Source organism: Micromonospora sediminicola, from assembly GCF_900089585.1.
Lineage (GTDB): Bacteria > Actinomycetota > Actinomycetes > Mycobacteriales > Micromonosporaceae > Micromonospora > Micromonospora sediminicola.
Genome location: NZ_FLRH01000003.1, coordinates 87074 through 112178 on the forward strand (window position 1 = coordinate 87074; position 25105 = coordinate 112178).

The following is a 25105-nucleotide window of genomic DNA, read 5'->3' on the forward strand; positions in this document are numbered from 1 at the left end:
ACCTACAATCATGGGATGAATTTCGGCAGGAGGTGTAACCGGTGACACCCGCCGTGGATTCCGTCGCCGTGCCACCGCGCGGTCACCGGGTCCGGCAGACCATCGAGCAGCTCCGGGAGCGGATCCTGGGTGGCGAGTGGCCGGTGGGTGGGCGCATCCCCACCGAGCCGCAACTGGTCGCCGCGCTCGGCGTCGGGCGCAACACGGTCCGCGAGGCGGTTCGCGCGCTGGTGCACGCCGGGGTGCTGGAGTGCCGGCAGGGCTCCGGCACCTACGTGGTGTCGACCGACGAGCTGGCCCCGGTGGTGGCCCGCCGGCTCACCGACGACCGGATGGCCGAGGTGATCGAGGTCCGGCGCGCGTTCGAGGTGGAGGCCGCCCGGCTCGCCGCGCTGCGGCGTACCCCGGCCGACCTGGCGGCGCTCGACGGTGCGCTCGCCACCCGGGAGGCCGCGTGGCGCTCCGGCCGGGTGGACGAGTTCGTCGAGGCCGACGCCGCGCTGCACACCGTGGTGGTGGCCGCCGCGCACAACGCCATGCTCGCCGAGCTCTACGCCTCGGTCGGCGCCGCGCTGCGCAGCACCGTCGCCCAGGCCATGGGCGGCACGCTGGCCCCCGAGCGATACGTCGACCACGGTCGACTGGTGGAGGCGATCCGGGCCGGCGATCCGCAGCGGGCGGCGATCGAGGCCGGTGCTTTTCTCGAAGGACCCTCCCGGGCATAGGTTGTCCCCGACGGAGATTCGGACAGCACGGGAGAGCTGATGCTCAAGGGCTTCAAAGACTTCATCATGCGCGGCAACGTCGTCGACCTGGCGGTCGGCGTCGTCATCGGCGCCGCGTTCACCGGCGTGGTCACCCAGCTGACCAAGTCGTTCCTGGAACCGCTGGTGCGGGTGTTCATCGCACTGATCACCGGCAGCAAGGACGGCCTCAGCGGCTCGACGCCCAAGTTCCGGGGCATCCCGTTCGACTGGGTGGCGTTCGTCAACGCGGCGATCACGTTCGTGCTCACCGCGGCGGCCCTCTACTTCCTGGTCGTATACCCGATGAACCGGCTCGCCGAGCGGCGCAAGCGCGGCGAGGAGCCCCCGCCCTCCGCGCCCAGCGAAGAGGTGAAGCTGCTGACCGAGATCCGGGACGCGCTGCTCGCCGGCGGCCACGGCACGCCCGCGCAGCGCGGCGCGCTGGACGACGTGCTCGGCCGCCGGCAGGAGCCGCCGACCCCGCGCTGACGCCATAGCCGATCGGCCCCCGTGGGAATCCCGCGGGGGCCGACGTGTATCGAACACATGTTCGATAGAGTCCCGGCATGGAGCAGCGCAGGCACTGGTGGAACGGGAAGTGGGGACGGCTCGCCCGGCGGGACGTCTTCCTCCGGGTGGACGGCGACCGCTGGCACGTGGAGCAGCGCGCCGGCGGCGCCGAGGGGGTCTCCCGGTTCTACGAGCACGCCAGCGTGGAGGAGGCCGAGGAGACGGTCCGGGCGCTGCTGGAGGGGCCGGACACCTGGCGCGAGCTGTCCCCCCGCCCGCCGGGCGGCTGGGCCCCCTCCGTTTAGCGCCCGCGCGCCCCGGGAACCGCTCCTGCATGAGCCAGCAGCAGGACACCGTCTCCCGCGTCACCACCGGCATGCGGGTGGTCGACTCCACCGGCGTCGAGGTGGGCACCGTGGATCTCGTCCAACGCGGCGACCCGGCGGCGGTGACCGTGCAGGCGCCCACCCCGGTCGACCCGGGCGGCAGCCTCGACGAGCTGATCGAGTCGGCCGCCGTCGACGAGCCGGAGGTGCCGGCCGACCTGGCCGCCCGACTGCTGCGCGAGGGCTACCTCAAGGTCTCCACCGAGCTGACCCCGACCGGCGCGGTCTACGTGCTGGCCGACCGGATCGCCGGGGTGAGCGACGGCGCGGTACGCCTCACCGTCCCGGCCGCGGAGCTACCCGCCGAGGAGTGACCGCCAGGGCCGAATGCGCCGTTTCGGCGGTCCTGCGCGTCGAGGCCGGCCACGCTCGGAAACCGGCCTACGCTCGTCGGGTGCTGCTGACCTATGTGGACGAGTCGTACACCGATCGCTGGTACTGGGTCGGCGCGCTTCTGGTCCCGGAGGCTGTGGCCATCCCGCTCAGCACCGCGCTCGACGAGGTGATGACGGATGCGGCCAAGGCGTACGGCATCGGTCGAGCCGCCGAACTCCACGGGTACGACCTGTTCCAGGGGCGGATGTCCTGGGCGAGCGTGCCGCCACGCGCCCGGATCGCCGTCTACAACGCGGCACTCAAGGCGATCGGCACTTACGACGTCACTGTCATCCTGCGCGGTGTCGACCGGCACGGCCTCGCCCGGCGTTACGGGCTCACCCGCCCCGCCCACGAGGTGGTGCTGTCACACCTTCTGGAACGGGTGGACGGATACGCGGCGATGCGGGACGAATTGGCCCTGGTGATCGCGGACGAGGTCGACAACCCTGCCACTCACCGCTCGGACCTGACCCGCTACCGGGTCGACGGAACCGGGGGCTACCGTTCGCGGCGGCTCAGCCGGATCGTGGACACCCTGCACTTCGCCCCGTCGCACGCCTCCCGGTTGGTACAGGCCGTCGACCTGGTCACTTTCCTGTTCCGAAGGATGGCGAGCGGGGCGGGTGCGAATCCTCGGGAGGCGACGACCAACACGCGGTTGTGGTCCTGGGTCGAGCCGCGCCGGTACCACTCCTGGTGCTGGCATCCGACCGGACGGCCGACGCACGAAGGGCCCGCGTGAAAGCGGGCCCTAAGGCGGTTGCGGGAACCCTCGCAGGCCTCCTGCGCACTCCAGGTTAACAGTTCGTCACCCGGTCCGGCTGGGAAGCGACGGAGCGGATTCGGTCCGGGGCGGCTCGACCGGCGCGGATACGACGGCCCGGCGGCGGAAGAGCAGCAGCATCAGGCAGCCCGCGACCAGTCCCCAGAACGCGCCACCGACCCCGAGCAGGCTCACCCCGGAGGCGGTGACCACGAATGTCACCACCGCCGCCTCCCGCGCGTCCGGCTGGGCGACCGCCGCCGTGACGGCTCCGGCCAGCGCACCGAGCAGCGCGAGCCCGGCGACCGCCTCGACCAGCACCGGCGGGGAGAGCAGCACCAGCGCGGTCGCCACGCCGGCGCCCAGGCCGAGCAGCGCCAGGCCGATCCCGGCGGTGACCGAGGCGATCCAGCGCCGGTCCGGGTCGGGGTGGGCGTCCGGGCCGGCGGCGAGCGCGGCGGTGATCGCGGCCAGGTTCACCGCGTGGCCGCCGGCGGGTGCGCCGAGTGCGGTGGCGAGCCCGGTCACCCGCAGCGCGGAGCCCAGCGGGGCCCGGTAGCCGTAGCCGGCGAGCACGGCGACGCCGGGGACGTTCTGCGCGGCCATGGTGACCAGGAACAGCGGGAGCGCGAGGCCGACGACCGCGGGCAGCGTCCAGGCCGGCGCGGTCAGCGCGACCACGGGGGCCGCGTCCAGCCGGGCCGGCCCGGAGGTGGTCAGCGCGATCGCCAGCACGGCCACGGCGAGCGCGCCGGGGACCGCCCAGCGGCGGGCGAACCGGTGCAGCAGCAGCCAGACGAGCACCACCGGCCCGGCCAGGCGGGGCACCTCCACCAGCGCGCGTACCGGCGCGGTGCAGAGCGGCAGCAGCACCCCGGCGAGCATGGCGGAGGCGATGGGCCCGGGGATGGCGGCGACCGCGCGGCCGAGCGCGGGGATCAGCCCGGCCGCGACGATCAGCAGGCCGGCGAGGAGGAAGGCGCCGACCGCGGCGGGCCAGCCACCGGGGACCGGCCCGGTGGCCACCAGCAGCGCCGCGCCCGGCGTGGACCAGGCGATGGCGAGCGGCAGCCGGTGGCGCAGCCCGAGCCAGACCGCGCAGGCGCCGCTGGCCACGCAGAGCGCGAGCAGGCCGGAGGCGGCCTGGCGCGGGTCGGCGCCGACCGCGCGCAGCCCGGCCAGGACGACGGTGAACGAGCTGGCGAAGCCGACCAGGGCGGTCACCACGCCGGCCAGGACGGGTTGGAGTCGACCGGCCATGCATCCCCCTCCGGGTGTTCCGTTTACGGAACGACGCGATGTAGCACGATAACCCGATGGACGTCGGCCGGCGCATCCGCGCCCTCCGGATGGAACGCGGGATCTCCCTGTCCGAGCTGGCCCGGCTGGCCGGCGTCGGGAAGGCCACGCTCTCCGGCCTGGAGAACGGCGTCCGCAACCCCACCCTGGAAACCCTGTACGCGATCACCGCGCAGCTCGGCGTACCGCTGACCGCCGTGCTGTCCGCGCCCGAGCAGACGCCGACCGTACGCGGGGCCGCGGTCGGCGCCACGCTGCTGGAGGTCTTCCACGACCGTGACGCCACCTACGAGCTGTACCGGATGCGGGTCAGCCCGGGGCCGGCCCAGCTCTCCCCCGCGCACCAGGCCGGGGTCACCGAACACGTGACGGTCTTCTCCGGCGTGCTCCGCGCCGGGCCGGTGGACGCCCCGTCCACCGCCGGGCCGGGCGAATACCTGCGCTGGACCTCCGACGTGCCGCACAGCTACGCGGCGGTGGGCGACGACGAGGTCCGGGCGAGCCTCCTGCTCCGCTATCCGCGTCCATCCACACCGGACAGTTGACGCATACCCAGGATGCAAGCGGATGACATTTCTTTCAGCCGACCAGCCAGCGCGTGCAGACGCGGGGCCGGTCTTCTTGGCAAGCTTGACCCATGACGCTCATCCTCCGCTCGGCCATCCTCAACGACGTCGGCCTCGTCCGGACCAACAACGAGGACTCCGCCCTCGCCGGTGACCGCCTGGTGGCGGTGGCCGACGGCATGGGCGGTCTGCCCGCCGGCGAGGTGGCCAGCGAGATCGTCATCCGCATCCTGGACGAGCTGACCCCGCCCACCGGCGCCGACGAGGCGGCCGACGCGCTGCGCGCCGTGGTCAGCACCGCCAACCAGCGCATCCGCGCCGCCATCACGGTCGACCCGGCCCGCGACGGCATGGGCACGACGCTGACCGCCGCCCTGCTCGCCGGGGACACGCTGGTCCTCGCCCAGGTCGGCGACTCCCGGTGCTACCTGCTGCGCGACCACGAGCTGACCCAGCTCACCCGCGACGACACGTTCGTGCAGGCGCTGGTCGACCAGGGCGCGCTCTCCCGCGACCAGGCCCGGCACCACCCGCAGCGCTCTCTGGTCACCCGGGCCGTGCAGGGCTCGGACGCGCCACCGGCGGTCGGGGCGCTCACCGTGTTCGCCGGCGACCGGCTGCTGCTGTGCAGCGACGGCCTCTCCGACTACGTGGAGGACGCCGCCATCGCCGCGGCGCTCGCCACCTACGGTGACCGGCAGCAGTGCGGCGAGCAGTTGGTGAAGCTGGCCCACCAGGCCGGCGCGCCGGACAACGTCACCGTGGTCATCTCCGACGTCGCCGAGGCCTGATCCGCGCCGATTCGGGTTGCGACGCCCGCCGCCCCGGGTTGGGATGAACGGATGCGCATCCGCCGGTTGGCCGCCGAGGAACGACTGACCACCAGCTTCCCGCTCCAGGCGTACGCCTTCGAGGCGTCCCCCATGGCGGCGGCCCGGACCGACGAGTTCCGCGCCTACCTGCCCTACAACGCGGGGAACACCACGCTGGTGGTGGAGGAGGACGACGTCACCACGGCGGCGGTCTCGGCGATCCCGATGCGGCAGAACCTGCGCGGCGCGGTGCTGCCGATGGCCGGTGTCGCGGGCGTGGCCACCCACCCGCTGGCCCGCCGGCGCGGGCACGTCCGGACGCTGATGCACCAGCTCCTCGACGGGATGCGGGACGAGGGGCACCAGCTCACCGCGCTGCACCCGTTCCGCGCCTCGTTCTACGAGCGCTTCGGCTACGTCGGGCTGCCCCGGCGGCGTACCGCGGTGTTCGCCCCGGCGGACCTGGCGCCGCTGTTGCGGGCCGAGCTGCCCGACGAGCTGGTCTGGGAGCGGATCGGCGTGGGCTACCCGCGGTGGCGCGCCTACACCGACCGGTGCCTGCGGGAGCGGCACGGGTTCGCGGTCTTCCCGGACTTCCGTGCGGTCGGGCTGCGCGACCGGGACGACCGCTGGCTGGCCAGCGTGGTGCGCGACGGTGAGACGGTCGGCGCGGTCACCTACCGGATCGACGACCACGCCGGCACGCTGATCGCCGACGACCTGCTCTTCGACGACCCGTACGCCCGGGCGTCGCTGCTCCAGTTCTTCGCCCGGCACGTCGACCAGGTGGCCCGGGTCAGCGTCCAGCTGCCGCCCGACGAACTGCCCGAGCTGTGGCTCACCGACCTCGACGTGCACGTCGAGGCGCGGGTGTCGCGGCCCGACCCGACCGCGCCGATGGCCCGCCTGCTCAGTCTGGACGCGCTCGCCGACCAGCCGGTCGGCGTCGGCCGGGCGCTCGTCGAGCTGGTCGGTGACCGCTGGCTCGCCGGCCGGCACCTGCTCGACGGCGCCACCGGCAAGCTGGCGGTGCTGCCGGCGGAGACCGCCGCCGAGGGCAGCGTGCCGGCCGCTCGGCTGACCGCCGCCGGGCTGTCCGCCCTGGCGTACGGGGTGCTCGACCCGGCCGAGGTGGCCGTACGCGGCCTGGGCGAGGTGCCGGTGGACGCCGCCGTCGAGCTGCGCCGGCTCTTCCCCCGTGAGCTGCCGTACCTGTTCGCCGACTTCTGACCCGGTTGGGGGCGCCCGGCCGGGGGTAGGGTCCTGCGCGTGCCGGAGTGGTTGCAAGCGGGATTCTGGGGCCTGCTCGCCGGGTCCGCCCTGTTGATCGGGGCGGCCGTCGGGTTCTTCGCGCGGGTGCCGCGCCGGATGACCGCGTCGGTGATGGCGTTCGGCGCCGGCGTGCTGCTCTCCGCCGTGTCGTTCGAGCTGATCGCCGAGGCGCACGAGCAGGGCGGCCTGCTGCCGGTGGCGATCGGTGCGGCGGCCGGCGCGCTCGCCTACACCGGCGCGAACGTCCTGCTGGCCCGGCGGGGCGCGCGGCACCGCAAGCGCTCCGGCGACGAGCAGCCGTCCGAGCAGGAGCAGCCCGGCTCGGGGTCGGCCATCGCGGTCGGCGCGCTGCTCGACGGCGTACCGGAATCGGTGGTGATCGGCGCGAGCCTGCTGGCCGGCGGCCCGGTCAGCCTGGTCACGGTGATCGCGGTGTTCCTCAGCAACGTGCCGGAAGGGCTGTCCAGCGCGGCCGGCATGCGGCAGGCCGGGCGGACCCGGCGCTACGTCTTCGGGCTGTGGGCCGCCATCGCGCTGCTCTCCGGCGCCGCGTCGCTGGCCGGGTACACGCTGCTCGGCGGCGCCCCGCCCGAGGTGCTGGCCACCATCACCGCGCTCGCGGCCGGCGCGATCCTGGCCATGATCACCGACACCATGGTGCCGGAGGCGTTCGAGGACGCCCACCTGCTGGTCGGCCTGATCACCGTGCTCGGCTTCCTGGTGGCGTTCGCCCTCTCGCACGCCTGACGGCTTAGCGGCGGGTTAAGGATCGCCGGCGGAGTCGTGCCGGGACGGCCGGGCCTCCTAGCATCGGGCGGTGCGCGTTAAGTCCGCTGTCTCCCTGCTCGCCCTCGCCCTGGCCACCGCGACGCTGCCCGCGTGCGGCGGCGACGACCCGGGCGGCACGCCCGCGCCGGCCGCCGCCACCGGCTCCGGCGCACCGACCGGTCCGGCCGCTGCCCCGGCCGCCTCGCCGAGCGCCCGGGCCGGCCTCGGCAGCGCCACACCGAGCCCCAGCACGGCCCCCGTCGCGTTCCGCGCCGGCAACCCGGACGGGCGTGCCGCCGTCCCGGCCGAGGCGCGGGCGGTGGACACCTCGCGTCCGACCCGCACGGTCGGCAGCGGTACGCCGGCGAGCTGCACCTCCGCGGCGGTGGTGAAGGCGGTCGCGGCCGGCGGTGTGATCACCTTCGACTGCGGTCCGGCGCCGGTGACCATCACGATGAAGGCCACCGCCAAGGTGGTGAACTCGCACGGCCCCCGCGTCGTGCTGGACGGCGGCGGCAAGGTCACGCTGAGCGGCGGCGGCAGCCGGCGGATCCTCTACATGAACACCTGCGACCAGGCCCAGGGCTGGACCACCTCGCACTGCCAGAACCAGGACCACCCGCAGCTCACCGTGCAGAACCTGACGTTCGCCGCCGGCAACTCCACCGGCGACACCGCCGAGGGCGGCGGGGGCGGCGCGATCTTCGTCCGGGGCGGTCGGCTCAAGGTGGTCAACTCCCGGTTCGTCGACAACCGCTGCGACCGCACCGGCCCCGACCTCGGCGGCGCCGCGGTGCGGGTGCTGAGCCAGTTCGAGAACAAGCCGGTGTACGTGGTGAGCAGCACCTTCACCGGCGGGGTGTGCGCCAACGGCGCGGCGTTGAGCAGCATCGGCGTCTCCTGGACGGTGCTGAACAGCGTCTTCCGCGACAACCGGGCGGTGGGCACCGGCGCGAACCCGGCCCGGGGCGGCACCCCGGGCGGCGGCAGCGGCGGCGCGATCTACTGCGACGGCAACGAGTTCACGGTCCGGCTCGCCGGCACGGTCGTCGAGAACAACAGCGCCAACGAGGGCGGCGGCGCGGTCTTCTTCGTCAGCAACAACCGCACCGGCACGATGACCATCGAGGGCAGCACCCTGCGGAAGAACCCCAGCCGGGGCTTCGAGACGAAGGGCTTCCCCGGCATCTTCTTCCTCGGCGCCCGCCCCCCGACCGTCACCTCCTCCCGCCTGTCCTAACCCCGGGCCTCCCGCGCGCGTTGATCAAGGAGTTTGCGTCCCTGTCGATCTCCACCGGGACGCGAACTCCTTGATCAACAAGGAGCGGTGGGCCGGTCAGTAGGGGTTGGGGTGGCCGGGGAGGCGGCCCTTGGCGAGGGCGGCGGGGCGGCCGGCAAGGCTCGGGTCCGCCGACAGGGGCGGGGAGTCGGTGCCGGCCCTGGTGGACATGCCGGCGATCAGGTCCCGCAGGGCGGTCACGGTGTCGACCCGGGGCTTCCAGCCCAGCTCGGTCTCGGCGCGTCCGCTCGACATCAGCGGCACGTTCAGCGCCAGGTCGACCCAGCCGGTGTCGACCGGTTGCAGCCGGGCCCGCCACGTCACCGCCGCCGCCGCGCGCAGCACCGGCACCGCCACCGGCACGGTCCAGCCGTGGAAGTGCCGGGCCACCAGCTCCGGCGTCAGCACCGGGTCGGCCGCCACGTTGAACGCGCCCCGCGCGTCCCCCACGACCGCCCGGGCGTACGCGTCCGCGACGTCGTCGGCGTGCACCGCCTGCATCCGCAGTCGCCGGTTCGCCGGGACCAGCGGGATCCGGCCGTAGCGGAGCAGCCGCACCGGCACCAGCGGGCCGAGGAAGTAGCGGCTGATCTCCGTGCCGGCCTCGCGCTGGAAGATCAGCCCCGGCCGCAGCCGGACCACGCGCAGCCCCGGGTGCTCCCGCTCCACGCCGTCCAGCAGCGCCTCCACCTCGGCCTTGTCCCGGCTGTACGACGAGGTCTCCACCCCGGTCGCCGGCCAGTTCTCGCTGACCGGGTGGTCCTTCGGGCCGGGCGCGTAGGTGCCGACCGACGAGGCGTACACCACTGCGGGAACGCCGGCCCGGACGGCGGCCTCGATCACCGCGCGGCTGCCGCCGACGTTGGTCCGGTAGAGCGTGCGCCGGTCGTGGCTGGGCTGGATCTGCCAGGCCAGGTGCACCACCGCCCGCGCCCCGGCGAAGATCCGCACGAGTTCGTCGGCCGCGCCGGGCGCGCCGATGTCGCACGAGTGCCACTCCACGTCGTCGTACGGCTCACCGGCGTCCGGACCGGGCAGCCGGCGGGCCACCCCGACCAGTTCCGCACCCGCCTCCCGCCGCAGCCGACGCAGCACGGCGGTGCCCACGTTGCCGGTGGCCCCCACGATCACGATGCGCATACTCGGTGCGGTACCCGCTGAAGCGGACAGCAACCGCTCACGGACGGGGGTTCGTCCGACCACAACCACCGGGGTACGGACGACCGGGCGCGTACGCCCAGGGTGGTAACCCGATCGGCAACTCCGGCAGGACGACCCGGGGCCGGTCCCCTCCATACGCTGCCGCCTGTACCTGCCGCCCCCGATCCGAGGGAGTTCCGATGCCCGTCCGTCATCTGCTCGCCACCACCACCGCCGCCGCCCTGGCCGGCGGGCTCGGGTTCGCCGCCCCGGCCGCGGCGCACGTCTCGGTCGCCGCGGGTGGGATCGGCGGCTCCGGACGGTTCGGCGCCACCACGTTCGCCGCGGTGAGCCTGGCCGGCGCGATCATCGGTGGGCTGGCGGTGGCCCGCCCGACCTCGGGCGGGCGTGGCCGGGCCCTGCTGGCGCTGGCGGCTGGGCTGGTCGGCCTGGTGCTCAGCGCCGTGCACCTGGCCCTGACCTCCGACGGGTTCGGTAACGGGCAGGGACGGGCCGGGGCGATCGTCGGCGTGGTGCTGGGGGTCGTCGGCACGGGCCTGGGCGGGTGGGCGTCGGCCCGGGCCCGCCGCACCACCTGACCGCGACGCGGTCAGGAGGACGTGAGCCAGCCGGGCACGGTGAGCCCGGACTCGTACGCGAGCACCACCAGTTGCGCCCGGTCCCGGACCCGGGTCTTGGTCATGATCCGGCTGACGTGCGTCTTCGCGGTGGCCGGGCTCAGCACCAGCCGGGCCGCGATCTCGTCGTTGGACAGGCCGGCGGCGACCAGCACGAGCACCTCACGCTCCCGTTCGGTGAGCGCGTTGAGCCGTGGCCCCGGCTCCGGGTGCCGGGCGCGGGCGGCGAACTCCGCGATCAGCCGACGGGTGATCGCCGGCGCGAGGAGCGCGTCGCCCCGCGCCACCACCCGCACCCCGTGGATCAGCTCCGCCGGCTCCGTGTCCTTGACCAGGAAGCCGCTCGCCCCGGCCCGCAGCGCGTCGTAGACGTACTCGTCGAGGTCGAAGGTGGTCAGGATGATCACCCGGCCGTCACCGCGCGCGGTGACCTCCCGCGTGGCGGCCAGGCCGTCGAGATGCGGCATCCGGATGTCCATGAGGACGACGTCCGGCCGCAGCTGCCGGGCCAGCCGCACCGCGGCGGCGCCGTCGGCGGCCTCGCCGACCACCTCGATACCGTCCTCGCCGTCGAGAATGGAGCGGAAGCCCGCGCGGACCAGGTTCTGGTCGTCGGCGAGCAGCACCCGGATCACGCCGCGCCCTCCGGCTCCGACCGGGCCACCGGCACCCGGACCGGCGGCGGGCCCGGCCGCAGCGGGAGGCGGGCACGCACCAGGAAACCGCCGGCCGACCCGGCACCGGTGGTCAGCGAGCCGCCCAGCGCCCGGACCCGCTCACCCATGCCGAGGATCCCGTTCCCGGGCGGGGCCGAGGTGCCGGCGCCGTCGTCCTCCACCTCCACCAGCAGGTCGTCGCGGTCCGGTCGGACCCGGACGGTCGCGGTGGTCGCGGCGGCGTGCCGGGTCACGTTCGTCAGCGCCTCCTGGACGATCCGGTACGCCGTCAGGTCCACCTCCGACGGCAGCGGCCGGGTCTCGGCCACCTCGGTCCGGATCACCAGCCCGCACCGCCCGGCCGAGGTGACCAGCTCGTAGAGGCGGTCCAGCCCGGGGGCGGGCGGCGCGGCCTCCGCACGCAGGATCCCCAGCGTCGTCCTCAACTCCCGCAGCGTCTCCTTGCTCGTCTGCTTGATAGCGGTGAGCGCCGCCTCGGCCCGCTCCGGATCCGGGCGGTGCAGCGCCGCGCTCGCCTGCACGTTGATCGACGAAAGATGGTGACCGAGCAGGTCGTGCAGCTCGCGGGCGATGCCCAGCCGCTCCTCGGTGGCCCGGCGCCGGGCCTCCTCCTCCTTGCCCTGCTCGGCGGCGCGCACCCGGGCCCGCACCTCGGCCAGGTAGGCCCGGCGGTTACGGGTCACCCCGACGATCACCGCGACCAGCCACCCGGCGTGCAGCAGCGTCGCCCCGTTCCCCCCGGCACCGGTCCGGGTCCAGCTGTCGGCGACCGCGAAGGAGACGACCGAGGCCAGGCCGAGCCCCACCGCGACAGCGAGGTGCCCCTCGTCGACGACCGTGTACAACGCGACGACGAACACCAGCATGACCGGCCCGGGCCGGTGCAGCAGCACCCCGTAGGCGCTGACCGCGACCAGTGCCGCCGCCCCCACCGCCACCGGATACCGCCGGCGGGCGTACAGCGCGCCGGCGGCGGCCAGCACGACCAGCAGCGCCACCAGTTCGGCCGGGGTGTCGAGGCCGTCCGCCTGCACCAGCAGGCCGAGGAGGGCCACCAGGGCGACTGCCGGCACCAGGGCCACCGTCGCCGCGCGGTCGCGCCACCGCCAGCTCGACATGGCCGAAGCGTAGCCGTCCGCGCACGGCCCGGAGGGCCCCGCGCGGCTTGGATGACAGCGTCGACAAGATCGAGAGGCCCGGCGTACGATGCCCGCCCGGCTCATACGCTTCGGGTAGCCTGTGCTCTGCGGGCCGCTAGCTCAATGGCAGAGCTGTGGACTTTTAATCCATAGGTTCAGGGTTCGAGTCCCTGGCGGCCCACCACTTCCGCTTTCTGAGCTGCGGAAACAGCGGACGAAGATCATAGGGCACAACCAGGGCACAACTCAGGCATGATCTTGGTCGGCGCGAGGTGCGGATGACTTGCCGTCTGCCTGCCGCAGGAGGTTGCCGACCAGCCCGCGTGGGCGGTCCTTCTTCGGCAGCCAGTGCACGTAGGTCTCCAACGTGATCCGCAGGTTGGCGTGCCTCAGCGCCTTCTGCACCTCCTGGGGCTCGACGCCGTTGCTCATCAGCGTGGTGGCGAAGAAATGGCGCAGGGAGTGGAAGGTGCCTTCCTTCGGCCACCCGGCGGCCTGCCGCCAGTCCGCCCACAACTCCGACCAGTAGGTGTCCGTCAGGAGCTTTCCGCGTGCCGAGGTCAAGGCGGCCCGCTTCGCGGACCGCTCGCGCCGCCGAACCTGGGCCGGGCCGATGGGCCCGCCGCTCGCGCCTTAGGCCTGCGGCCACGGCGCGATCGGTGGTAGCCCGCCGGCGGCGCGACACACGAAGAAGCCCCGGGCCGCCATGAGCAGTGGCAGCTCCGGGGCTTCACGTTGGTCGAGACATAGACAGTGCCTCCGGCGGGGCGCTCGGGCGCTCTGGGATGGTGGCGCCATCCCGACAACCTCCGTCCGGGCAAAGCCGAGTGGGCGGGGCCTGCCCGGTCAAGGTCGTTCAGACGGTGGGGTGCTCCACCTTGACCGGGCAGGCCCCGCCCACTCCACCAGGTGCGGACGAAGGCCGACGGGATGGCACGGGTTGCAGGCGTAGCCGTGGCGGGGCGTTTTTGCTCCAGGTTGCAAGATTGTCCACGTGGATGAGTTCTGGAGTGGAGCGGCCAGCGCACTCGTCGGAGCCCTCGTGGGAGGAGTGGCCAGCTGGCTCGCTGCCTCCGTCCAAGTTCGAGGTGCGATCCGAGTAGCAAAGATGCAGGTGCAAGACAGCTTGGAGGCGCAGCGGATACTGCGTCGAGAAGAGTTGGAGCGCGAGGCATCAATTGCCTATTACCATCTTGCTGACAAACAGCATCAGGCGCTCTACGAGCTAGTAGAGCTTCATAGGCACGGTCCGCTTCCTGACGGCTCCTGCCCCGATCCTATTCGTCTGCCCGCCATACGTTGAAGATGCGATGTGGGACACTACCTGTGAAGTTCCTCGGTTTAACCCTACGGTGATGGGCGAGCCGGACGGAGTTCGCTGCAACTGGGCAAGAGCACTTGAAGGTGCTCTCGCTAGGCTCGACTACGCCACCGTATGCCTCGGCAATAAGCTCGAAGGGCGACCATATCCCAAAAAGTACTTTTGAGGTTGCAGCGACGAAACTGAAGCTGCGGCAGGCGCGAGATCATCCGGCCCAAGTGTGGCCCAACTGAGAGCCGCCAGGGGCGGCAGGCCTTGATAGGCGTTGGCGGCAGGCCTTGATAGGCGTTGGCAAAGCCTGCCCTGGTCGCAGTCTCGATCCGTCCGACTGATGGTGACCTCTCGTCAAGGTGGGCCCATGGTTCAAACCCTCGGTTCCACAAGTAGAGCGTCTACCTCGGCACCTGCTCGACCGCCGCCTCGCCGCGGACCTGGTCAGCAGGCCGAGCAGAGGACTGGGCCAGCATCTGCTGCTGGAGCGCCAGGTTCCTAGCTTCGAGTGACGCCAGCTTCGTCTGCATCGCCGCCTGCATCTGCTGCTGTCGAATGAGCGTCTGCTCAGCCTGCCTGCGAGCCGCTTCCGACCTCTGCTGGTCCTGCTGAGCAACGTAGGCAAAGGCCAAGGCCAATACCGCTGCCAGGGCAGAGATCAAAGTCCCGGCCGCGTTGAGCCAGTCTCTCGCCGTCACAAGGTGAGGTACGAGGCGATTGGCAGGGCGGCGGACCGGTGTCCCCTCCGCTTTCTCATCTGCCTTGCTCGGTGGCGCGGCCGGCGCAGGCGGTGGAACCAAGAGTCCCGTTGCCCGCTGGGACCAGGTTGCCCTCTCGATGATCTGGGACAGCGGTACAGCGTCGTTGATCAAGATGACCTCATCGTCCGAATGAAGATCGGAATCCATTTAGTGTCAGTTGTCGAGGATGGGGGGTCATGTCAAGGGCCGGGGCACGCTGTAGGCCTGGGGTCGCTGTCAGCCGAGGGGGTAGCTCGACATCTCGGAAGGACCGATGTTGGTGGGACGCTTAAGGTCATCGGGCACAACGCGGGCACAAGTGACCCTGGCAAGCGGCGTCAGTCGCTGTAAGACAGCAGAAGAGGTCGCCCAGGTCAGGGGCTCGACCTGCCCGATTCGAGATGATCGGCTGTACCCGAACGGGATTCAGGGTTCGAGTCCCTGGCGACCCACTGAAACGGATACTCAAACGGAGGGGTCTCCGGGCCATAACGCGGAGTTGCTCCGGCTTGCCCTGGTCATGGCCGTGGCCAGGTCGTCGGTGGTCGCGGCGAGCAGGTCGATGGCCTCGCGGACATAACGTCAGGCCGTCGTGACGCCGATCTCGGATCCGGCGGCCAGGCGGGTCAGGGTGTCGCCGTTGCGCAGCTGGGCCAGGGCGAGCTGGGCTTGCTGGCCGGGGTCGAGGCGTCGCCATCGGGACCGTCGCTGCTGGCGGCGGGTTCGGATGAGGTCGGCGAGGTGGTTCAGGCTGCGGGTGGACAATGGAATCGCGGCAGGGTAAGACAGCACAGCGAGGCTCCCGGTTGGGGCGTCTGATCTTGGTCGATTGCTGTCTTACCGGGGGAGCCTCGTCCTACCTGGACACCGGCCTCCCGTACCGCCCGTGACCTGCACCGTCACCATGAACAATGGCTCCATGATGGTGCTGAGGTGGTCGCGGATGCGGGCGACGGTGCCGCGGCGCTGACGCCGAGCAACGCAGGCGCGCGGCGCTGCTGTATGATCTCGCCGGGGCTGGGCTGCCGGAGTGACCGCGACCGCATCGTCCACGGCGACGCGGGACACCTCGTAGGCGGCTGAGCGGGCGGCCTCGCGATTGCCGGCGTTGTCCAGCCGCCCCAGCGGCGGTGGGCCGGCGGTCATCAGCGGGGGCCGAAGACCGTGCCCAGCTTGGACAGCCGAGCGTTGTCCAACTCCCACTGCAGCACGGTATCGAGCGTGTCGAGTGCCCGCCCCTCGACCGTGGCCTTTGTGCTCTGCAGGCCGTCAACCACCTCGGGCAGGGCCGCCACCACCGCTGCGGTGGCGGTCCGGAGGGGCTCTTCGGCGCCGTCGGCCACGGCCCGGATCAGGTTCACCACCGTAATGCGGGCGGTGCCCGCGTACCGCCCGGCGATCCGCTCCAAGCCGGCTGGCATTCCGGCCCCCGCCTCCCGCATGGCCGCGGACAGCCCGGCGAGGAGGAACTCGGCCAGTTCGCTGCGGCCCACGGCGAGACCGGGCAGCACCGCCGCGACCGCGGCCCGGGTCGCCGTCTCCGCGGGCGTCTCGGCGCCGCCGTCTTCCGGGGCGTCCGCTTGATAGGCCAGCCGCCGCCGACCCGCGGTGCTCATCTGGAACAGCACCATGAGCGTCATCGCCCGGTGGAAGTCACTCACCCCGTCGTTACCCGCCAGCGCGGCCAGCCGCGGCACCGCGCCCGGGGCGGCGGGCACCACCGAGCCCTGCGGGAACGCGTCGTTCGCGATCGCCACGATCAGATCGCCCACACCGTCGAAGGTGCGGCCCTCGAAGGGCACCACCTCGGCGGCCGCGCGAAGATCGGCGGCAGGGCGACGGAAACCACCGCACTTGAGTCCGGGAGGGGCGGGCAGAGACGGCACGGCGGCTGTCTGCCCGCCGACGACCTCCGCGCGGATCCGGTCGGCCTCGGTACGGTCGAGCTTATGCGCGAGGCCCTCCCGGGAGAAGCGTTCGATCGCCTTGTCCGGAAACTGGCCGCACGCCGAGTTGACCTGCCCGCCGTACTTCTGGGCAATGGCCGCAACGGCCTTCTTCTCGGCTGGTGAGACTTCCAGCGGACCCTCGTAGGGCGGGTCCACGGCTAGCGAGTGGGCTCGCCACCAACCGGCGAAGCGACTCTCCAGCGGGTCGATCGGCACCTCCCGTACCGCGACCAGCAGGTGGCCGCGCTCGGCCAGCTTCTCGGCGACGGCATAGGCCGAAACCTGATCCGGCACCGACACGACGAAGCGCATCTCACGAATCACGGCGGCATCCTATCGACGATCGGTCGGGCTGCCCGGGGCTCGGAGCAGCAGGGCGCCGCCGTGCACCACCTTCTACTTGTCGAGGTAGTGGCCGTGGCAGGCGGCGATCTCCAGGTCGCCGCCACGGACGCGGTAGATGAGCCGATGTTCGTCGTTGATGCGGCGGGCCATCTTCACGTCCCGGTGTAACCAGCCGTCGTAGTCCTCCCATGCGTTGGGAGTGAAAACGATGCGCAAGCTCATGCGGCTTCCTTGCCGGATTTCGAAGAGTGGGACCTCGATTCGAGCGGATGCTCCTCGAGTAGGCCGGCATCGGCTTGGGCGATGCTCTCCAGCAGTCGGCGGGCGTTCGAGGCGGAACCGAGAACATGCAGCGTCTCGTTCACAGCGTTCCATTCGTCGAGCGAAACCATGACGACGGCCCTGCCGCCGCGAGGGATGATGCGCTCCTCGGCATCATCGATCACCGCATCGACCACGGCGGCGAGGTTCTTGCGAACGTCGCTGATTGTCAACACCTTCATCTTGACCCCCAAGAGCACCTCGAATGACATCGCGTACGGCGGGGCAGGTCGCTTGCACCACCCAGCGGCCGGCGAAGCGAATCCGCGCACAGTGAGGCGTTGTACTGGCGCTCTACACTCCGGCTCGTGCTGATTCGCGATCTCCGGCTGGTGAATCGGCTCGGTGCGGCGTATCTGACCATGTTGACCGTCGTGTCGTCACTCGGCGGCGCACTGATCGCGACCACGTGGATCCGCGCCGACGTGGCGGCCGTGCCGGGCACGATCGTGTGGTGCCTCGCCTTGGTGGCGGCGGTGCTCGTGACGGCCTCCGCACAACCTCCGCGCATGGGCCTGCTGTGCCTGGCCTGGCTCTTGTCCGGGCTGCTCATGTTCGCCAGCGCGATGGGCTTCTACACCGCCGTCCTCGAAGCGCGCGGCGAGCGGGTCGAGACCACCGTGACGCAGGTACGCGACGGCACCGAGAAGGGGCGCCACCTCTACTACGCACTGGTGGATCCGGAGGGGACACGCATTCCCGGCGAGTTGGGGGCATGGCCGGGCGCGGAGATCGGCGCGAACCACAATCCCGAAGGCGAGGTCGGCGCGCGCGTCACGGTGATCCGGGACCCGGAGGGCTTGGTCGATCCCCGCCTGCCGGACGACGTCGATGGTTCTGTCGCGGTGCCCATCTGGCTCGTGGTCTTCACCATGACCGCCGTGGCCTGCATGCTTGCCGGACGACCGCTGAGGGCGAAGCCCGTGGTGCGCCGTCCTCGCGCGACTTCCGAGACCGGCCGTAGTCGAGCCCGTCAGCGACGGCGCAAGCGACGCCTCCGTCAGTCCTGACCTCACCAGGTGGTGTACACGCCGGCGCCGTCCAACCGCAGGGGCCGCTCCACACACCGAATGCCGCCCCCGGGCCTTGTGGTCGACGGTAGGCGGGGGAGCGGTGTGAGGTGCCGAGAGGTGTTTCCACTGCCGGAACCGAAAGCGTCCAGGTCGACGCTGGCCACAGCACTCCGCTCCAGCTCAGCGGCCCTCTACCGGGCCGGGCGGACGTGACGGCCGGCAGGTGGGATCCGGACCGGCGTGGAGACGGCGTAGGATTTCTGCTCCTGCACGGATTGGGGCCGTGACTCGGCCGGTCGCGCCGCTTCGGCCTCGCCGGGCGCCGTGGCGTCCGGGACGAAGGGTGGACACCCCGGATGCACCAGCGGATCCTGCTGCGCGCCCGCAAGGGCCCGTTCGACGTGGTCACCGCCGAGGAGACCTACGAGCGGGACTGGATCGGCAAGAACAGCGGCAACCTGGTCTTCAGCCACGCCGCGCACAAGCTCCTGGCCACCTCGACGGCGGAGATCACCCCGTCGCGGTTTCGGACGGACCCGCGCGATGCCGACGAGATCAACGAGAAGTACGACGCCTTCGTGATCCCGCTGGCGAACGCGTTCCGCCACGACTACGTGAACCGGCTCGAGTCGATGACCCGGCTGATCGAGCGGCTCAAGATCCCGGTGGTGGTGCTCGGGGTCGGGGCGCAGACCGACGTGGACGGCGACCGGGACTACCTGCGCCCGATCGACGAGCCGGTGAAGGCGTTCTGCCGGGCGGTGCTGGACCGATCGCACAGCATCGGCGTACGTGGCGAGATCACCGAAAGCTATCTGCGTACGCTGGGCTTCTCCGCCGTCGAGCAGATCGGCTGCCCGTCGATGTTCCTGCACGGCGACAGCCTCCGGGTGGAGAAGGCGAAGGCGACCCTGGGCACCGAGGACCGGCTCGCGTTCGTCATCTCGCCGTACGTCCGCGCGTTGGCCCCGATCGTCCGCCACCACCACCAGCGCTACCCGAACCTGTGCTACGTGGCGCAGGGCCTGTACACCCTCGGCACCCTGCTCTACGGCGACGCACCGAAGTTGCGCGGCAAGACCGACGACATGCCGATCCACACCTCGCACCCGCTCTTCGTCGAGGACAAGGTGCGGATGTTCATGGACCCGTGGCCCTGGATGGAGTATCTCGCCGGATTCGACTTCGCCTTCGGCACCCGGATCCACGGCACCATCACGGCGCTGATCTCCGGCACTCCCGGGTATCTCCTCGCACACGACTCGCGCACCCTGGAACTGGCCCGCTACTTCGACATCCCGCACCGGTTGATGCGCGACGTACCGGCCGACGTCGACGCCGCCCAACTCTACGAGGAAGCCGACTACACGGCCTTGAACGAGGGCCACAAGGAGCGGTTCGCACGGATCACCGCGTTCCTCGCCAAGCACGACCTCGGCCTCTCGTTCGCCGACGGGGACAGCGCCACCCGCTTCGACGAGCAGGTCCGCCAGACCGTCTACCCGCAGGCGGTCCGGCCGGCCTCCGCCTACACCGCGGAGGAACTGCTGACGCGCATCCAGTGGCTGCGGGACGAGAACCAGACGCTGCAGCAGAAGCTCAAGACACGCCGCGCGCAGCCACTGCGCGAGCAGGTCAAGCAGGCGGTGGGCAGCCGGGTCCGCCGGATGCTGTCGCGCTGACCGTCGTACGCCTGGTCGACGGCGAGTAGCCGGCGGCGCTTCCGCCGGATGCGCGCACAGCGTGGCGAAGCTGCGCTCGTACGCCCCTCCGCCGGTGGATGGCGAACGGCCCCGACGACGGTGTGTCGCCGGGGCCGGTTCATCCGGTACGGGTCAGGACTACGCGGTCGGGGCGAGGCCGATGTCGACGACGGTCTCCCCGCCGTCCTTCACCTCGACCACGGCGCTCCAGCCCCGGTTGTAGTAGCCGCCGGTGCTGCCGATGACGTCCGAGTCGGTGGCGTCGTCGCCGACGTCCGGGGTGGTGAAGCTGTACGGCACCCCGTCCTGCAGGTAGACGTTCGCCACGTAACGGCCCGGCTTGAGCCGGGTGAAGTAGGTGCCGTCGCTGTCGTTGGGGTAACCCCTCGGCACGTCCCAGCTCGGCTGGGTGCCCTCCAGCACGAACTCGATCTTGCCGATCTTCCCGTACGCGTTCGGTTCGTCCGCGTCGCGCTGGCCGTCGCGGTCGGTGTCGATCCAGGCGTGGCCGGTAATGACCCCCTCGGCGACGTAGGTGACGCTGCCGGTGGCGGTGTTGTTGTCCAGCGACGCCTCGGGGGTGGTGGCGGACGCGGTCGCGGTGAAGCTGAGTGGTCCGTCCGTGGTGCCGGGGTTCGCCTTGAGCTTCAGGTGCAGGTGGGCTTCGTCCGTGCCGATGTCCCAGAAGGGGCGGGTGCACTCGATGGAGCGGTCGTCCGCCGCGCCGTCGAGTCGGCAGGTCCAGTTGGCGTCGCCGGGGTCGAGGGAGGTCGGCTCGACCGTCGCCGGGAGCGGCACCCGGACGGCGACGTTCTCCGACGGGCTGCCGCCTCGGACGCCGAGGGCGACGGCCAGTTCGAACTCCTCGCCGGCCCGCACGTCCACGCGGCCGACCACGTCGGCCCCGTACAGGTCCACGTCACCGGTGGTCGGCACGACGTAGGTGAAGGTGGTGGCGCCGCTGTTGTTCGCCAGCGACCGCTCGGGGACCGAGGTCGACACCGATCCGGTCACCGTCCTGGTGTCGCCCACCGTCCCGGCCGGGAAGTAGGGGTAGAAGTTCAGGTAGGCGATCCCGCCCGCCGGGATCTCCCGGTCGTTCGTGCAGACCCAGGTGGAGGTGGAGAAGTCGCAGTTCCACTCCGGGTCCGTCGTCGACGCACCGGCGAAGGCGTCCGGCGGCATCTGGAAGGTGAAGCGGGCGCCGGGCGCCGGCGTGGTGCCGATGTTGGTCGCCCTGGCCTGGACGAAGCCGCGCGAGCCGTTGCCGCCCAGGTAGGAGATCTCGCCGCTGCCGAACTCCCACGAGAAGGCGAGGTCCGGCTTGGCGACGTACTCGACGGTCGCCGAGGCTGTGTTGTTCGTGGTCGACGACTCGCGGCTCCGCGTCGACGCGGTTGCCGTCACCGTCGTCTGGTGGCCGTCCGTGCCGGCCGGCAGGGTGACGTTCAGGACGAGAGCGGTGTCGGCGCCGGCCGGGAGGGTGCCGTACCTGCACTTGGCGGCCGTGGCGTCGCAGGTCCAGCCGCCGAGGGAGTCACCGAGGTCGAGAGTGGCACCGGACGGCAGGGTCAGCTTGAGGGTGGTGTCGGTGGCCTCGGAGCCCCCCGCATTGCGTACCGGAACGGTGAGGCGTACGCGACCGCCGGCCGGTCCCACCTCGCCCGGGTCGGTGGTGAGGCCCACGACGACGTCGGCGGGATTCGGCGCGGCGGTGGCCGCGCCCGGCAGAGCGGTGAGCAGTGACGCGACGACAGCGGTCGCGAGGGACCCCGCCCGCAGCGCGCGAAGGGTCCCGGTACCCACGTTGTGGTTGAACAATGAATTCCCCGTCTGGTCGGGATGGGACGACGGCCGAAGACGTACTGGAGGAGTCGGCCAGTCGTTCGGGATCTTTCCCAGTCGGTCAGTCAGGCGTCCCGGTGTCCACAAGCGTTACACCCGGACCACGCGGCGGGCCATTGTGGAATGTCGGCCGGGCTCGTGCCGAGCCGTTCACATCGGTAAGATCCGCCGGGTTGCTCGTCGAGCCGGAGATCGGGGCGGTGCGAATGGCGGATCAAGAGCGTACGGATCATGCTGCGGTCGGCCGGTCCCTGGAGGCCGCCATGCGCCTGCTCGGCCAGGCGACCGGCCCCACCGGGTCGGCGGATCCCACCTCCCCGGTCGAGGAGACCCCGCTGCGCGGGCGCGGCACGGGCGGGGACGGCCTGGTCGAGGCGGTCGTCGGCGGTTACGGGCGGCTGGAGTCGCTGGAGATCAACCCGACCCTGCTGCGCTCCGGCACGACGGCCATCGCCCAGTACGTGGTCGAGGCCGTGACCGCCGCCCAGGACGACGAGCGGCGGCAGCGCCAGGAGGCGCTCGGCGGTGAGGTCGACCAGGCGGCGCTGCACCGGCAGCTCGAGGGGGTCGCCGAGCAGGCCTGGCGAGGGCTCGACGGGATGATCGGTGACCTGGACGCGATGGTCCGCCGACTCGACCGCGATCGGCGGTGACCGGTTGACCGACGGGATCGAGGTCGACGTCGTCGCGCTGCGGTCGGCGGCCCGGACCATCCGGGGCGGCGGCGAGCGGCTCGCCGGCGAGGTGCAGCGGCTCCAGGGCACGGTCAGCGGCTCGGGCAACCCGTGGGGCGGCGACGAGGCCGGGAGCATCTTCGGGATGGCCTACACCGAGGTGCTCCAGCATGCCCTCGACGTGTACGCCTCGACGGCCGACCAGCTGGTGGACGTGGCCGGGCGACTCGACACGGTCGCCGCCGACCACGAGCGCACCGACATGGACAACGCCGCCCTCTTCAAAGGACTGGAGCTGCCCGGTGGGCCTGCAGTTACCACCTGAGCTGGCCGAGGCCCTCAACTGGGTGGGCTTCACCTGGCCCGAGGCCGACGAGGAACTGCTGGTCGAGGCGGCCCAGGCGTGGACGGCCTTCGCCGGGACGCTGCGCGCGGCGGGCGCCGAGGCGAACGCCGGCGCCGCGACGGTCGGCGTCGCCAACCGTGGCCGGGACGTCACCGCGTTCGACACCATGTGGCGGGGCGAGGAGGGTCCGACCCGGCGCGTCGAGGACGGTGCCGAGGCCGCCGAGCTGATCGCCGCCGCGCTGCTGGTGATGGCCGTGATCACGCTGACCCAGAAGATCCTCACGATCGTCCAGCTGATCATCGTAGTGGTCCAGGTCGCGATGGCCCTGGCGGCGGCCGCTCCCACGCTGGGCGGGTCGCTGGCGCAGATCCCGGTCACGATCGGCCTGGCCCGGGTCGCGATCCGCCGGATCATCAAGGAAGTCATCGACCGGGTCGTCAACGAGATCATTCCGCGGCTGCTCCGTCGCGCGAAGACGCTGCTCCGCCGGTTCACCCGCAAGCCGGGCCGTGGCCCGGGGCGGCCGCCCAAGGTGCCGGGGCCGCTGCGGGACATCCGCTACCAGGGCAAGCCGATGCTGGACAAGTACCGGTACGAGACCATGGGCGACCACCCGGGCAACCCGTTCCGGCCCAGCTCCGTCCGCCGGCTCGACGAGGCGCAACTGGAGCAGCACCGGGTCTACGTCGACTCGGACGGCATCATGCGCAGTGCCCGGGACGGGCAGCCGTTCGACACCCGCAACGCCAGCACGCACTGGAGCCAGGACGGGGGCCGGGCGATCTTCGTGATGGACGAGCGCGGCAACATCTACGCGTCGACCTACCAGGAGGTCGGCAAGTTCCACCACTCGACGCTGGGTAACGGCAAGCCGGTCGCCGCGGCCGGGGAGATCGCGGTGGTCGACGGTAAGGTGCAGTACGTGACCTCGGCGAGCGGGCACTACCAGCCGACTCCGCAGCACATGCGACAGGTCACCGACGAACTGGGCCGCAACGGCGTCAACAACGTTCCGCTCTTCGGCTTCGACGGCCGTACCCGGCTGAACTGACTGTCGGAATCGGAAAGGGTGTCTGCGAGTGGCCAGTGACGACTGGAAGGGCATCGTCAACCAGATCCTGTACGGGTTGATGTTCACCCCCCAACTGGATGACGACACCGCCGGCCAGATGGCCGCGGCGATGGTCGAGCGGCGCTACTTCGGCGCCGGCCCCGACGCGTACGCGGACGCCATCGTCCAGGCGCTGCGGTACGACGGCCCGTTGACCGACGAGATCGACACGCCGCACGGCGAGGCGGGGTTCCGTGACTTCCTCGGCCGGCTCGGCACCCGGCTGGAGGCGCTGCGGCCCTGGCCGCAGACTCCGGCCTGACACTCCCCGACTCCGGCTCCGAGTCCGCCGTGCGGCGCGGTGGCGGAGCCGCGCCCGCCGGTCCGCAGCGGCCGCCTTCAGGCGATGAGAAGTGTCGGTCACGTGTCGCAGGATCGGTTCGTGGAATCCCTGAAGGAACAGATGACCGCGCCCCTCGCGAACCAGCAGATGGCCCGCCACGCCTTCCTGGAGGAGTTGTACGCGGACGGCTACTTCCCGGACCACGTCGTCGACAAGGGCCGGGCGATCCTGCTGCGGTTGTGTCAGCGCATCGAGGCGGAGCGCCCGCAGGACCTGACGGCCCTCTACGCGTTGACCGATGCGGCGACCGATGAGTTCAACCTGTTGGAGGCGGAGTTCGAGGCGGCCGGCAGCGAGATCGAGACGGTGGCGCGCGAAGCGATAGGCGAGGATTTCTGGGTCGTCGCGACGAGCTACGGGTTCGCGGACGCGGACACCGAACGGCTGATCGCCAATCGGAACTGGTGAGCGGATGGGGGACCCCACTCGTACGCAACTCGCGCCTTCGGGGGTGTGGTCCCGCTCCTGGTCAGGTGGGGCCACCTAGCGGCAGAGCCCGCCGATCATGTCGTCGAAGTCGGGGAACTCCGCCCTCGCCGCCGCGATGACCTCCTCGGCGGAGGCGCGGCGGTTGGCCGCCCACCGCTGGGCGATCGCGGCGAGGCGGGCGTCCGCGCGGGGCTGATGCTCGTGATCGGGGTACGCCGTTGCCTCCCAGGGGCCGAAGCCGTCGGCGAGCAGCCACAGGTAGGCAGACAGGTCCCGCGCCACGACGGACGTCTCGCCCTCCGAGCCGAGGAACACCACCGGCTGGCGTTCGATCGGCTCGCCGGCACGCACCAGCCAGAACGCGGCCAGGCCACCGGTGCCGTCCTGCCCGAACACCCGGAACTCGGATCCGTCCTGGGCCGCGTTCCCGGTCCAGGCCCGCCACCACTCGGCGGTCTCGCCGGGGTCCAGGAACCGGTCGTACGGCTCGAAGTCGACGCCGTCCCCGTCCCGGTAGTCGAAGCCGACCTCGTGAGCTTCCGTCAGCGCGACCGGCAGGGCGCGACCATCGTCTTCCACGGGCAGCAGCCTAGCGACG

At 71.8% G+C, this 25105-nt stretch carries 29 protein-coding genes, 1 tRNA gene and 1 pseudogene; 19 read left to right on the forward strand and 12 right to left on the reverse strand.

Annotation, left to right across the window (positions count from 1 at the left end; translation table 11 throughout):
• The first annotated feature begins 41 nt into the window (after positions 1 to 41).
• From GA0070622_RS00760 to GA0070622_RS00780, 5 genes are all read left to right on the forward strand, one after another.
• Complete coding sequence (locus GA0070622_RS00760; protein ID WP_091565365.1) at positions 42 to 725, forward strand: FadR/GntR family transcriptional regulator; 684 nt, start codon at positions 42 to 44, stop codon at positions 723 to 725.
• Between the two features lie 39 nt (positions 726 to 764).
• Positions 765 to 1235, forward strand: a complete 471-nt coding sequence (gene mscL, locus GA0070622_RS00765; RefSeq protein WP_091565370.1) for a large conductance mechanosensitive channel protein MscL — start codon at positions 765 to 767, stop codon at positions 1233 to 1235.
• 77 nt (positions 1236 to 1312) lie between these two features.
• The gene (locus GA0070622_RS00770; RefSeq protein ID WP_091565374.1) at positions 1313 to 1561 is read left to right on the forward strand and encodes a hypothetical protein; all 249 of its coding nucleotides are present in this window, start codon (positions 1313 to 1315) and stop codon (positions 1559 to 1561) included.
• A gap of 29 nt (positions 1562 to 1590) precedes the next feature.
• On the forward strand, positions 1591 to 1956 hold the full coding sequence (locus GA0070622_RS00775; RefSeq protein WP_091565379.1) for a hypothetical protein: 366 nt from the start codon (positions 1591 to 1593) through the stop codon (positions 1954 to 1956).
• Complete coding sequence (locus GA0070622_RS00780; RefSeq protein ID WP_245666089.1) at positions 1953 to 2762, forward strand: DUF3800 domain-containing protein; 810 nt, start codon at positions 1953 to 1955, stop codon at positions 2760 to 2762. The genes GA0070622_RS00775 and GA0070622_RS00780 overlap by 4 nt, the downstream gene beginning before the upstream one ends.
• A gap of 66 nt (positions 2763 to 2828) precedes the next feature.
• Here the strand turns inward: GA0070622_RS00780 and GA0070622_RS00785 are convergent, their stop codons facing one another.
• Positions 2829 to 4043, reverse strand: coding sequence for a benzoate/H(+) symporter BenE family transporter (locus GA0070622_RS00785; protein WP_091565387.1), 1215 nt, complete (start codon positions 4041 to 4043; stop codon positions 2829 to 2831).
• Positions 4044 to 4099: 56 nt separating this feature from the next.
• Between GA0070622_RS00785 and GA0070622_RS00790 the strand changes: the two genes are divergently transcribed.
• From GA0070622_RS00790 to GA0070622_RS00810, 5 genes are all read left to right on the forward strand, one after another.
• A complete protein-coding gene (locus GA0070622_RS00790) occupies positions 4100 to 4627 on the forward strand; it encodes a helix-turn-helix domain-containing protein (protein WP_091565391.1) in 528 nt (175 codons plus the stop codon).
• A 92-nt stretch (positions 4628 to 4719) separates the two neighbouring features.
• The gene (locus GA0070622_RS00795) at positions 4720 to 5439 is read left to right on the forward strand and encodes a PP2C family protein-serine/threonine phosphatase (protein WP_091565397.1); all 720 of its coding nucleotides are present in this window, start codon (positions 4720 to 4722) and stop codon (positions 5437 to 5439) included.
• A 51-nt stretch (positions 5440 to 5490) separates the two neighbouring features.
• The gene (locus GA0070622_RS00800) at positions 5491 to 6690 is read left to right on the forward strand and encodes a GNAT family N-acetyltransferase (protein ID WP_091565401.1); all 1200 of its coding nucleotides are present in this window, start codon (positions 5491 to 5493) and stop codon (positions 6688 to 6690) included.
• Between the two features lie 39 nt (positions 6691 to 6729).
• Positions 6730 to 7479, forward strand: coding sequence for a ZIP family metal transporter (locus GA0070622_RS00805; RefSeq protein WP_091565404.1), 750 nt, complete (start codon positions 6730 to 6732; stop codon positions 7477 to 7479).
• Between the two features lie 70 nt (positions 7480 to 7549).
• Complete coding sequence (locus GA0070622_RS00810) at positions 7550 to 8740, forward strand: hypothetical protein (protein ID WP_091565407.1); 1191 nt, start codon at positions 7550 to 7552, stop codon at positions 8738 to 8740.
• Between the two features lie 96 nt (positions 8741 to 8836).
• On the opposite strand, the gene GA0070622_RS00815 is transcribed toward GA0070622_RS00810, so the two are convergent.
• Complete coding sequence (locus tag GA0070622_RS00815; RefSeq protein ID WP_091565411.1) at positions 8837 to 9919, reverse strand: NAD-dependent epimerase/dehydratase family protein; 1083 nt, start codon at positions 9917 to 9919, stop codon at positions 8837 to 8839.
• Positions 9920 to 10119: 200 nt separating this feature from the next.
• Here GA0070622_RS00815 and GA0070622_RS00820 point away from each other — a divergent pair, with 200 nt between their 5' ends.
• Entirely contained in the window at positions 10120 to 10518 is a 399-nt protein-coding gene (locus GA0070622_RS00820; protein ID WP_091565416.1) for a DUF6223 family protein, read from the forward strand.
• Between the two features lie 11 nt (positions 10519 to 10529).
• Here GA0070622_RS00820 and GA0070622_RS00825 read toward each other — a convergent pair whose 3' ends face one another.
• Complete coding sequence (locus tag GA0070622_RS00825; RefSeq protein ID WP_091565420.1) at positions 10530 to 11192, reverse strand: response regulator; 663 nt, start codon at positions 11190 to 11192, stop codon at positions 10530 to 10532.
• Positions 11189 to 12352, reverse strand: coding sequence for a sensor histidine kinase (locus GA0070622_RS00830; protein ID WP_091565425.1), 1164 nt, complete (start codon positions 12350 to 12352; stop codon positions 11189 to 11191). The genes GA0070622_RS00825 and GA0070622_RS00830 overlap by 4 nt, the downstream gene beginning before the upstream one ends.
• Positions 12353 to 12482: 130 nt before the next feature.
• On the opposite strand from GA0070622_RS00830, the gene GA0070622_RS00835 reads away from it, so the two are divergent.
• A tRNA-Lys gene (locus GA0070622_RS00835) sits at positions 12483 to 12557 on the forward strand.
• Between the two features lie 62 nt (positions 12558 to 12619).
• Here the strand turns inward: GA0070622_RS00835 and GA0070622_RS00840 are convergent.
• From GA0070622_RS00840 to GA0070622_RS00865, 6 genes and pseudogenes are all read right to left on the reverse strand, one after another.
• Positions 12620 to 12988 (reverse strand): tyrosine-type recombinase/integrase, encoded by a 369-nt coding sequence (locus GA0070622_RS00840; protein ID WP_091565429.1) that lies wholly within the window; start codon positions 12986 to 12988, stop codon positions 12620 to 12622.
• A gap of 1098 nt (positions 12989 to 14086) precedes the next feature.
• Entirely contained in the window at positions 14087 to 14593 is a 507-nt protein-coding gene (locus GA0070622_RS00845; protein ID WP_091565433.1) for a hypothetical protein, read from the reverse strand.
• A gap of 336 nt (positions 14594 to 14929) precedes the next feature.
• A pseudogene (locus tag GA0070622_RS00850) lies at positions 14930 to 15217 on the reverse strand (transposase family protein); the annotation flags it as partial.
• 353 nt (positions 15218 to 15570) lie between these two features.
• Entirely contained in the window at positions 15571 to 16698 is a 1128-nt protein-coding gene (locus GA0070622_RS00855) for a hypothetical protein (RefSeq protein WP_091565437.1), read from the reverse strand.
• Between the two features lie 72 nt (positions 16699 to 16770).
• Positions 16771 to 16941: a type II toxin-antitoxin system YoeB family toxin gene (locus GA0070622_RS00860; protein ID WP_091565441.1), complete on the reverse strand. Its 171-nt coding sequence runs from the start codon at positions 16939 to 16941 to the stop codon at positions 16771 to 16773.
• Positions 16938 to 17252: a type II toxin-antitoxin system Phd/YefM family antitoxin gene (locus GA0070622_RS00865; protein WP_218060562.1), complete on the reverse strand. Its 315-nt coding sequence runs from the start codon at positions 17250 to 17252 to the stop codon at positions 16938 to 16940. The genes GA0070622_RS00860 and GA0070622_RS00865 overlap by 4 nt, the downstream gene beginning before the upstream one ends.
• A gap of 96 nt (positions 17253 to 17348) precedes the next feature.
• Here GA0070622_RS00865 and GA0070622_RS00870 point away from each other — a divergent pair, with 96 nt between their 5' ends.
• Both GA0070622_RS00870 and GA0070622_RS00875 read left to right on the forward strand, forming a co-directional pair.
• Positions 17349 to 18050 carry a hypothetical protein gene (locus GA0070622_RS00870; RefSeq protein ID WP_091565445.1) on the forward strand — a complete coding sequence of 234 codons (702 nt, stop codon included), beginning with the start codon at positions 17349 to 17351 and terminating at the stop codon, positions 18048 to 18050.
• 359 nt (positions 18051 to 18409) lie between these two features.
• Positions 18410 to 19735: a polysaccharide pyruvyl transferase family protein gene (locus tag GA0070622_RS00875; RefSeq protein WP_091565448.1), complete on the forward strand. Its 1326-nt coding sequence runs from the start codon at positions 18410 to 18412 to the stop codon at positions 19733 to 19735.
• A 159-nt stretch (positions 19736 to 19894) separates the two neighbouring features.
• Here the strand turns inward: GA0070622_RS00875 and GA0070622_RS00880 are convergent, their stop codons facing one another.
• Positions 19895 to 21562, reverse strand: a complete 1668-nt coding sequence (locus GA0070622_RS00880; protein WP_141684510.1) for a DUF11 domain-containing protein — start codon at positions 21560 to 21562, stop codon at positions 19895 to 19897.
• Between the two features lie 245 nt (positions 21563 to 21807).
• Here GA0070622_RS00880 and GA0070622_RS00885 point away from each other — a divergent pair, with 245 nt between their 5' ends.
• From GA0070622_RS00885 to GA0070622_RS00905, 5 genes are all read left to right on the forward strand, one after another.
• Positions 21808 to 22254 (forward strand): YbaB/EbfC family nucleoid-associated protein, encoded by a 447-nt coding sequence (locus tag GA0070622_RS00885; protein ID WP_176710399.1) that lies wholly within the window; start codon positions 21808 to 21810, stop codon positions 22252 to 22254.
• Positions 22208 to 22600, forward strand: coding sequence for a WXG100 family type VII secretion target (locus tag GA0070622_RS00890; protein ID WP_091565459.1), 393 nt, complete (start codon positions 22208 to 22210; stop codon positions 22598 to 22600). The genes GA0070622_RS00885 and GA0070622_RS00890 overlap by 47 nt, the downstream gene beginning before the upstream one ends.
• Positions 22578 to 23675, forward strand: a complete 1098-nt coding sequence (locus GA0070622_RS00895) for a WXG100-like domain-containing protein (protein ID WP_091565464.1) — start codon at positions 22578 to 22580, stop codon at positions 23673 to 23675. Before GA0070622_RS00890 ends, GA0070622_RS00895 begins: the two co-directional genes overlap by 23 nt.
• 28 nt (positions 23676 to 23703) lie before the next feature.
• A complete protein-coding gene (locus GA0070622_RS00900; protein ID WP_091565469.1) occupies positions 23704 to 23997 on the forward strand; it encodes a hypothetical protein in 294 nt (97 codons plus the stop codon).
• A gap of 120 nt (positions 23998 to 24117) precedes the next feature.
• Positions 24118 to 24486 carry a DUF5713 family protein gene (locus tag GA0070622_RS00905; RefSeq protein ID WP_245666091.1) on the forward strand — a complete coding sequence of 123 codons (369 nt, stop codon included), beginning with the start codon at positions 24118 to 24120 and terminating at the stop codon, positions 24484 to 24486.
• A 75-nt stretch (positions 24487 to 24561) separates the two neighbouring features.
• Here GA0070622_RS00905 and GA0070622_RS00910 read toward each other — a convergent pair whose 3' ends face one another.
• Positions 24562 to 25086 carry an SMI1/KNR4 family protein gene (locus GA0070622_RS00910; RefSeq protein WP_091565474.1) on the reverse strand — a complete coding sequence of 175 codons (525 nt, stop codon included), beginning with the start codon at positions 25084 to 25086 and terminating at the stop codon, positions 24562 to 24564.
• Between the last annotated feature and the right edge of the window lie 19 nt (positions 25087 to 25105).